The 6,998-nt window shown below is 75.2% G+C and carries 5 protein-coding genes; 2 read left to right on the top strand and 3 right to left on the bottom strand.

What is annotated here, in order from left to right; all coding sequences use genetic code 11:
- Positions 1-183: 183 nt before the first annotated feature.
- From ACFV7Q_RS13330 to ACFV7Q_RS13320, 3 genes are all read right to left on the bottom strand, one after another.
- Positions 184-579 (bottom strand): hypothetical protein, encoded by a 396-nt coding sequence (locus tag ACFV7Q_RS13330; RefSeq protein WP_385427753.1) that lies wholly within the window; start codon positions 577-579, stop codon positions 184-186.
- 323 nt (positions 580-902) lie between these two features.
- Complete coding sequence (locus ACFV7Q_RS13325; RefSeq protein WP_385427750.1) at positions 903-3,302, bottom strand: alpha-N-acetylglucosaminidase; 2,400 nt, start codon at positions 3,300-3,302, stop codon at positions 903-905.
- Between the two features lie 11 nt (positions 3,303-3,313).
- On the bottom strand, positions 3,314-4,996 hold the full coding sequence (locus ACFV7Q_RS13320) for a ricin-type beta-trefoil lectin domain protein (RefSeq protein ID WP_385427747.1): 1,683 nt from the start codon (positions 4,994-4,996) through the stop codon (positions 3,314-3,316).
- Between the two features lie 202 nt (positions 4,997-5,198).
- Between ACFV7Q_RS13320 and ACFV7Q_RS13315 the strand changes: the two genes are divergently transcribed.
- A complete protein-coding gene (locus ACFV7Q_RS13315) occupies positions 5,199-5,840 on the top strand; it encodes a TetR/AcrR family transcriptional regulator (protein WP_385427745.1) in 642 nt (213 codons plus the stop codon).
- 115 nt (positions 5,841-5,955) lie between these two features.
- Positions 5,956-6,897, top strand: coding sequence for a serine/threonine dehydratase (locus ACFV7Q_RS13310; RefSeq protein WP_385427743.1), 942 nt, complete (start codon positions 5,956-5,958; stop codon positions 6,895-6,897).
- The last annotated feature ends 101 nt before the right edge of the window (positions 6,898-6,998 follow it).

Here is a 6,998-nt window from a genome sequence, read left to right as displayed (position 1 = left end):
AAACGCCGGCGGGGCTGAATCGCCTCGAACGCCGGCGGGGCTGAATCGCCTCGAACGCCGGCGGGGCTGAATCGCCTCGAACGCCGGCGGGGCTGAATCGCCTCGGACGCCGGCGGGGCTGAATCGCCTCGGACGCTGGCGGGGGCGGATCGCCTCGGACGTTGACGGGGCTGGATTGGCCCGTCAGCCCCGTGGGCGGCGCTCGGCGGCGACCCGCTCGGCGGCCTGCCGGGCCACTGTCTCCAAGGGGTGTGCGGCCTCCCCGTCGGCCCAGTGTGCCGCCGGCCCGCCGCGCTTGCGCAGTTCCACCACCCCGTCGGTGAGGCGCTCACCCGGGTCGGCGGGCCAGGGCACGGACGCGGGCCGGCCGGGCGAACCCGGACCCGGGGCTGCCGCTGGAGGAAGTGCCGGTAACCGGTCGGGTTCCGCGGCGCCCGCCCCGCCGGCCGGCACCGCTGGAGCCGGCGGGTCAGCGGGGGCCTCCGGGTTCCCGGCGGTCGGCGGCCCCTGCGCGGGGCCCGCCTGCGCGGGGACGTCCTGCTCGGGCCGGCCGGGCCGCTCCTGTCCGGTCTGGGACATGCTCGGTGCTCTCCTGGTCGGGTGGGGCCGTCACGGCGTCGGAAGCGGTGACCGCCGTATCGATTCGGCGGCGCCGCCTCCGTTCGCTCCCGGGCCAGTGAAACGACTGCCCCGCGCCGAGCGGCGGTGTGCGGGCGGGGTTCTCCCCCACAGGGGGTACCGAGATTCCCTCGAAAGGGTGAGTGCCCCTGCGCGGTCCGATCACCTGTCCATCGGACCGCGTGCGCGCCGGGAGGCGGAGGCGGCCGGTGGGTGCCGCCCCGCGGCCCGCCCCCCGTTCCTGCGCGCTCGCCCCGCCCCCCGTTCCCTCGCGCTCGCCCCGCCTACCCCTGAGCCTTCAGGAGCTCCGCGACAGCCGTGGCCAGCGTGTGCGGGTCCCCGCTCGGGCCGGTCGTCCGGCCGGGCTCCCGGGTGGTGCGGCGGGCCCAGGCCTCCTCGAAGGCGTGCCAGTCGATCTCCGCCGGCGCGGTCCCCTTGACCAGCGCCTCGTCCAGCGCCTTGAAGTACGCCGCCCAGCGCGGCGCGTACAGCTCGCGGACCAGGCCGTGCCACTCCCTGTTCGCGTAGTCGTGGAGGAAGCCGCCCTCGCTGGTGCCGCGCCCGCCCCACACGCTCAGGATCGACCTGGCGTCGTACTCGTACCGGTCCTGCTCCGCCCGGTCGCGCCCCGCGGCGCGGGCCGCGGCCAGCCAGTCGTCCAGCAGGAAGTTCGGGTCGGAGCCGGCCAGGGCGTCCAGCCGCCGTTCCGCGTCCTGCCAGGCGGCCGTCAGCGAACGGAACCGCACCAGGTCCTTCGCCTCGTAGGCCGCCCTGATCCCCGGCAACAGCACCCGCGAGTGATTGGCCAACGCCTGCCGCGCGGTGTCCACCAGGTCGAAGCGGTAGGCGCTGGAGCCCCGCAGCCGCGGGTCCACCTTGAGGAGGTGGTCCAGGGCCCGGCGTACGGAATCGGCGGGGTAGCGCATCGACCGGGGGCTCCAGTACGCGGCGCCCGCCGCGGTCAGGCTCGGCCGGGCCGTGAACAGGCTGTCCTGGGACTCCGACCACAGCCCCGACGAGGTGCTGTACGGGCCCTTGCGCAGCTCCTCCCAGGCGGCCGCCGCCTCCGCGTCGGGTCGCCCGTACCGGCGCGCCGCGAACCCGGCGAACCACGCCTTCTGGTCGATCGGCCCCGGCTCCCACGCCAGATCGGTGAACAGGTCGAAGGCGGCCGGGTTGGTCCCGGTGGCCTCCGGTAGGTAGGCGGTGCCGCTCAGCGCGCTGTTGCCCTTGGCCCGCCAAGCGCCGAACCGGTCGATCCACACGGAGGTGTTGGCGCCGACGGTGGTGTGCCCGCCGAAGTTGTAGATCGTGCCCAGCGCGTACGGCACCCCGCCCCAGCGGGTCTCCCGGTCCAGCCGGTTGTACCGGTCGGACAACCCGTCGAGGATCAGCACCTTCGCGGTGTCCACCCCGGCCAGCAGCTCCTTGCGGGGGCTGTCCTGCCAGCCCAGCACCGCCCACACCGCCCCGGGGTGCGCGGCGTGCAAGGCCGACTGCACGGCTCCGGCCGCCGCCCGGACGTCGACCGTGCCCACCGTCCCGCCCTCGTGGAGCGGGCTCATCCGGTACATGCTGCTGTCCCCGAACACGGCGCGCTGCTCCGCGTAGTACGCGGCCGCCACCTTCGGGAACGCGGCCGAGGACGGGTCCAGCCAGTCGGGCCGCTCGAAGCCCGCCCAGTCCCCCTGCGGCACCGTCACCGCGCCCGGGTTGCGCCCGGCGAACCCGGGCGGCACCGTGCCGAAGTAACCGGGCAGGACGGGGGTCATGCCGAGTCCCCGCAGCTGCTCCGCGAGGCGGCCGCCGAGTTCGGCGCGCTCGCGCATCAGCCGCTCGGAGACCGGGCCGCCGAACCCGCTCAGGTTCTGCAGGAGCCACCAGCTCTGGTGGCCCGGCGCGGGGATCCACTGCCGCAGCTCCGCGGCGGAGTAGCCGAAGCGCTGGAGCGCCCGGTAGTACGGGTACTCGGCGCCGACCTGCACGAACACCTCGTTAATGCCGTGCAGGGCCATCAGGTCGATCTGCCGCTGGTGCTGCTCGAAGGTGCGGTACGGGCCCGAGTAGCCGTCGTCGGTGTCGTTGAGGGCGTACCGGTGCGGGACCAGGGCGCTGCGGGTGACCGGGGCGGGTACCGCGGGCAGGCGCGCGGGCAGCATGCCGATGCTGTCGCCGGGCCAGCCGATGTCGACCCCCGCGACGTGCTGGAGGTACCAGCCGACGCCGGTCAGCAGGGTGGCGCCGGTCGATCCGCGGACCGTGATCGCACCGGCCCGCCCGGACAGGGTGAAGGTGTCGGCCCCGGCGGCCGCATCCGGTACGAGCGTGAACTGGGCCGCGTGGCGCGGCAGCAGCCGCTTCAGCGCGGCCCGCGCCGGGCCGGCGTCGAAGGCGGCGGCAGCACCGTGCGGCCCGGCTCCGGCCGGCCCGCCCGGAGCGTTCGGAGCGCTTGGTGTGCTCGGAGCACCCGGAGCACCCGGAGCACCCGGAGCACCCGGAGCACCCACAGCACGCGGAGCTTCCGGGGAGCCCGGCGCGCCCGGCGCCGCCGTCGGGGGGTGGGTCCGTACGCCGGCGAGGGCGGGGGAGCCCGCGCACAGCAGGGCCAGCAAGGTGGCGACGGCGGCGGGGCGCAGCGAGGGGGCGGGCCGGCGGCGCCGGCCCGCGGTGCGGAGGTTCGTCATGCGGGTGCCCGTCAGACCGGCAGGGACCAGGCCTGGTCCACGCGGTGGTCGCCGCACTCGGCGAGCCGCAGCCGCTCGGCCGGGGCGTCCACCGTCGCGGGTGCGGGGGCCGCCGTCAGGCACGACCCGCTCACCTTCTCGACCAGGGCCCCGCCCCGCAGGTGGGTCCAACTCTGCCGCGCCTTCCACGGCACGCAGCGGGCCAGCTCCACCAGGTCGCCACCGCTCGCCGTCAGGCACTTGCCGTTCAGTCGCAGGCTCTTCCCGTCGCCGAGGACCCACCGCTGGTCCGAGGCCGCGGTGCACGCGGCCAGGACGACCGCGCCGACTCCGGTGGTGTTGGCGCCGTCCATGCACTTCACGCCGTCACCGGTGATCTGCCCGGTGGGCACGGCCCCGCCACACCCGTGGTGCGGGGTGAGCCGCCACACCGCCGTGTCGTGTCCGGCGAGCCGCCCGGTCAGCGAGTCGGAGACCGCGGTGCGCCGGCCGGTCCACAGGTCCTTGGCGTCGACCGTGCAGTCGTACAGCCCGATGTCGGCGAGCGGGACCGAGATGTCGCGGGTGCTGCCGGACCGGTTGAGGACGGCGACGGCGCGGTCGCCGTTGGCCAGCGGCCGCGCTAGCACCTCGAAGGTGGCGTTGGCGGAGACCACCGTTCCCTGGCGGCCCATCGGGTCCTGGTCCAGGGCGATCAGATCGGTGTTGCCGAGGGCGGCCAGTCCGCCCGGCGTGAGCGCGGAGACGTCGGAGGACAGGATGAAGGGGGCCGCCATCATCGCCCACAGGCCGACCTGGCTGCGGCTCTCGGCGTCAGTGAGGCCGGGGGCGCCGGCGATCAGGAAGTCGGGGTCGTTCCAGTTGCCGGGGCCCGCGTACCGGCCGAGCCAGCGGTTGTAGCCGTAGTTGCCGAGGACGGAGCTCCAGCGGGAGGTGGCCGGCGCGGCCGGGTTGTAGACCTTGACGTCCTTGCCCTCGCGCCACAGTTGGCCGGTCGAGCCGACCCAGCCGAGCACCCTGTGCCAGTCGGAGCCGCCCCATTCGCCCTGCTGGAAGTAGGCGGGCGCGGAGGCGGAGAGCACCATGCTGCGGCCGCTCGCCCGCAGCGCCTTCGCCACGGCGACGTACGCGTCGCGGTAGGCCTGCTCCTTGGTCTTGCCCGGCGGCACCCACAGGTTGCAGCCGTCCATCTTGACGTAGTCGACCTTCCAGGACGCGAACTGCCGTGCGTCCTGGGCGTAGTGGTCCGGGCCGCCGCCCTCGGGGGAACCGCTGCCCGGGTACTTCTCGCAGGTCAGCGAGCCGGCGTCCTGGTAGATGCCGAACTTCAGGCCCTTGGCGTGCAGGTACTCGCCCAGCCAGGCCATGCCGTGCGGGAACTTTTGGGCGTCCACGACGAGCGCGCCCTGCGCGTCGCGGCTCTTCGTCATCCAGCAGTCGTCGACGGTCACCGTGTCGTAGCCCTTGGCCGCGAGGCCGCTGGATACGAGCGCGTCGGCGTTGGCGACCACCTTGGCCTCGTCGATGTCGCACATGTAGTGCGCCCAGTTGTTCCAGCCCATGGGCGGGGTGAGGGCGAGCGGCGTGTCCGAGGTCGCGGTCGGCTCGGCGGCCGCCGGGGCGGGGGCGAGGCACAGGGCGAACAGGGCGGCCGCGGTCAGGCAGGGGAGCGACGCACGCAGGCGAGGCGGCACGGAGACTCCTTGCGGTGGAGGCGGTGGAGGCGGTGGAGGCGGTGGCTTGACGGCGCTGTGGTGCGCCCAGTGCAGCGGTGCGACTACCCGCTGTCAACGAAAGTCGTCCGGTGTGCGGAGATGACCAGCAATATGGGCGTAAGCGCCGTCACGCGATCGCGCAGATCCGGTGTATGTGACACCGGCTGATACGCTGTATCTCATGCCGAGGAGATCACCGGCCCTGGAGCGGGCGACACCCGGGGCGATCGCCGTCGCCGCCCTGCGGATCATCGACGAGGAAGGGCACGACGCGCTCAGCTTCCGCGCCCTCGCCGACCGGCTCGACGTCTCCCACGCCACCGTCCAGCGCCGTTGCACCGACCTCGCCGGCCTGCTCGACCTGTGCACCGAGCACCTCGCGGGACAACTGCCCGAGATCCCGCCCGGGACCGACTGGGCCGAGGCCGCCGAGCGCCGCTTCACCGCCCTCTACCAGCTGCTCACCGCCCACCCCGGGCTGCTGGTGCTGCGCGGCGCCCGGCCGTGGCTCGGCCGCCGGCTGCTGGCCCGGCTCGTCGAGCCCGCGCTCGCCGACAGCGTGGCCGCCGGGATGACCCCCGCCGAGGCGATGACCGTCTACCGCCGCATGTACCTGCTCACGCTCGGCTGCGCCGCCTTCGTCGACCACCGCGACCCGGCCGGGGCCACCGCCGCCTCCAGGGCGGCCCTGGCGGCGCTGGACCCGGGCGAGTTCCCCGTCCTCTCGGCCGGGCTGAACGAGGTACTGCCCGCACTGACCGGCGACGACGTGTACCACGGCGCCCTGCGCCAGCTGATCGACGCCGCGCGGCCCGACGCCTGATCACGCGACCACCCGCCGCCCCCGGACCCCCGCCCGAGCGATCGACCCTCGACCACCCCTCACGTCGCGACGCCGTCTCCGTCCTCAAGCACCGAGCCCCCAGGGGAGAGTGACCGTGGAACAGCAGCTCGACCGCGCCGCCGTGCGCGCCGCCGCCGGCCGGATCGCCGGGGCCGTCCGCACCGCCCCGGTGGTGCCCGCCGCCGACGGCGTCTGGTTCGCGCTGGAGTACCTCCAGCACACCGGCTCCTTCAAGGCCCGCGGCGCACACAACTTCATCGCCGCCCACCGCGAGGCCGGCGCCCTGCCCGAGGCCGGCGTGGCCATCGCCTCCGGCGGCAACGCTGGCCTGGCCTGCGCCTGGGCGGCCCGCGCCCATTCCGTGCCCGCCACCGTGTTCGTGCCGGTCAACGCACCCCGCATCAAGGTGGACCGGCTGCGGCGGTACGGGGCCGACGTAAGGCTCGCCGGGGACCGGTTCGCCGGGGCGCAGGCCGCCGCACAGGAGTTCGCAGCCTCCTCCGGGGCCCTGGCCGGCCACGCCTACGACCACCCCCTCGTCGCCGCCGGCGCCGGCACCCTGCTCGACGACATCCGGGCCGGGCTGCCGGGCGTGGACACCGTGGTCGTCGCCGTCGGCGGCGGCGGCCTGTTCGCCGGTGTCGCCACCGCCGCGCGGGAACACGGCATCCGCGTGGTCGCCGCCGAGCCGGAGAACTGCCGGGCCCTGAACGCGGCGCTGGCGGCGGGCCGGCCCGTCGACGTCCCGGTGGACTCGCTGGCCGCCGACTCGCTGGGCGCCACCCGGGTCTCGGCGGACGCGTTGGCCGCCGCCCGGCGGGGCGACGTCCGTTCCGTCCTGGTCCCGGACACGGAGATCGCCGCGGCCCGTCGGGTCCTGTGGGAGGAACACCGGATCGTGGTCGAGGCGGGCGCGGCAACCGCGCTGGCCGCCCTGCGCACCGCACCCGAACCGCTGGGCGAGCGCGTCGTCGTGGTGCTGTGCGGGGCCAACACCGACCCGGGTGACCTCGTTGTCGGCCCCGCGCACACGTAGGGGCGGGGCGGCGGCACGCGCCGTACGGACGACGATCGTCGTGCCGGGCCGCGACTTTAGGGGACGGCGCCCACCCACCCCCGCCTGCGAAGGTCTGCGTG

Source organism: Streptomyces sp. NPDC059851, assembly GCF_042732005.1.
Classification (GTDB): Bacteria; Actinomycetota; Actinomycetes; order Streptomycetales; family Streptomycetaceae; genus Streptomyces.
This window is presented reverse-complemented; position numbering and strand designations above follow the sequence as displayed.

Excerpts from the sequence above, each read along its gene's own strand:
- ACFV7Q_RS13315 (WP_385427745.1), top strand. The coding sequence starts at position 5,199 with ATGCCGAGGAGATCACCGGCCCTGGAGCGGGCGACACCCGGGGCGATC.
- ACFV7Q_RS13325 (WP_385427750.1), bottom strand. The coding sequence starts at position 3,302 with ATGACGAACCTCCGCACCGCGGGCCGGCGCCGCCGGCCCGCCCCCTCG.
- ACFV7Q_RS13330 (WP_385427753.1), bottom strand. The coding sequence starts at position 579 with ATGTCCCAGACCGGACAGGAGCGGCCCGGCCGGCCCGAGCAGGACGTC.